This is a genomic window from Cytophagia bacterium CHB2 (assembly GCA_030263535.1).
In the GTDB taxonomy this organism is placed as follows: Bacteria; Zhuqueibacterota; Zhuqueibacteria; order Zhuqueibacterales; family Zhuqueibacteraceae; genus Coneutiohabitans.
On the sequence record SZPB01000672.1, the window covers coordinates 1 to 1,643 of the forward strand.

Sequence of the window (1,643 nt, forward strand, 5' to 3'; positions counted from 1 at the left end):
GGATGCGGCGGGCATGATCGAACTCGCTTCCTGATGTGAGGGTGATCGTGGCGGGTGACGGTCAGAATACCGTCCGGTGGACCTTCGTTTGCGGCACGACCGAAAAGGCCATGCGCGCCATGTTTTCGACCGAAACCGGCTCGAAGAAGTTTTTCTCGATGTAATGTGCCACGTGCTGAATGCGATTGACGGTGGGTTTGTCGCCGGGAAACTGCTGCTCTACAGGAATGTTGAGATAAATGCGATTGAGTGCGACCACGAGGCTCAATAAATTGGCTTGAATCGCCGGCACAAAACCCGCGGCTTGCATGCGCTGTTCATACAGAATTTTTCGAATTTTGCGCGGTAGATCGTAAGCGGCATAATCGTGCGAGGTCAGCGGCTTGAGATGCTTGCTGGCCAACACACTGAGCAGTTCGATCTGTTCGTTGAATGAGGCGAGGTGCTCCAGGCTGTTGTTGCGCACGGCCAAAATGTAAAGCGAAAGCGGCGCGCCTTCTTTATCCCGCAAAAAATGCGTTGCCCCGCGGGGAATAACCAGCACCTGCTGGCGTTCGAGCGGCACGGCGCGGCGCTCGATAAAACAATCGGCGGTGCCGTCGAGAATGTAATAGATTTTCGTGTAGCTGTTGCGCGTCGGCGGCATAACAAAACCGCGCTCATGATGGCTCTCAGCGATGCTGATACCGTAAGGCGGGATGACGATCTTGACCGGCTTTTTGGTGAGGCGTACTGTTTCTTCGGATGCAACGGGCATAACCATCATGCTGCAATCTCCATGCGACTTACCGTACTACCGTACGATGCCTAGTTACGCCCATCCTGGCTGATGCCGAAATTGCAAATAAAGAAGTCCTGTGATACCAAGAAAATCGTAGTGATAATCTAATCTTTACAGGAAAAATGTCAAGCCTTTTCATCGAACCACGGATTACTTATGCCCAAAACCAGCATTCAAACGACGACAGTCGGAAGTTATCCGGTGCCACTCTGGCTCCGAACCTTCGGCACAAAAGAGCATTTGCGCGACGCGATCATGGTGGTGATCAAAACGCAGGAACTTGCCGGCATTGATCTGGTGGTGGATGGCGAGTTGTACCGCTGGGATGTCAACCATCCCGAAACCAACGGCATGATTGATTACTTCATCCGGCCCATGACGGGCGTACAAACTTCGTTTTCACGCAAAACCCTGGAAGCATTTCGCCGCAACAGCGGCATGGCCTATCGCGCCGAGCCGGCCGGCATCGTGACCGAGGCGTTAGACGCAGGCACATTGAACCTGCTTAAAGATTATGAATTCGTGCGGCCGCTCACCGCCAAGCCGCTGAAATTCACCATTACCAGCCCCTACATGCTGGCGCGCGTCCTGGTCAATCAATATTACAAGAATTTTCAAGAAGTCGTCATGGCGCTCGCAGAAATTTTGGCCGAACAGGTTGAGGGGATCGAGGCGGAGGTTATTCAAATTGATGAAGCCAATCTCACCGGCAATCCCGAAGATGCGGATTTGGCGGCGGCGGCCCTCAACCGCATTTTCAAAAACGTGAAAACGCAAAAGGCCGTGCATTTGTGTTTTGGAAATTATGGCGGACAGCGCGTGCAAAAAGGAACGTATGAGCGCCTGGTTCATTTCATCAACA

The 1,643-nt window shown here is 52.7% G+C and carries 2 protein-coding genes; one reads left to right on the forward strand and one right to left on the reverse strand.

The features are described 5' to 3' along the window. Window positions 1-61: 61 nt before the first annotated feature. Entirely contained in the window at window positions 62-766 is a 705-nt protein-coding gene (locus FBQ85_30100; protein ID MDL1879385.1) for a hypothetical protein, read from the reverse strand. Window positions 767-937: 171 nt separating this feature from the next. Between FBQ85_30100 and FBQ85_30105 the strand changes: the two genes are divergently transcribed. Then, the coding region (locus tag FBQ85_30105) for a methionine synthase (GenBank protein ID MDL1879386.1) at window positions 938-1,643 on the forward strand (706 nt) is incomplete at its 3' end.

Excerpts from the sequence above, each read along its gene's own strand:
- FBQ85_30100 (MDL1879385.1), bottom strand. The coding sequence starts at position 766 with ATGATGGTTATGCCCGTTGCATCCGAAGAAACAGTACGCCTCACCAAA.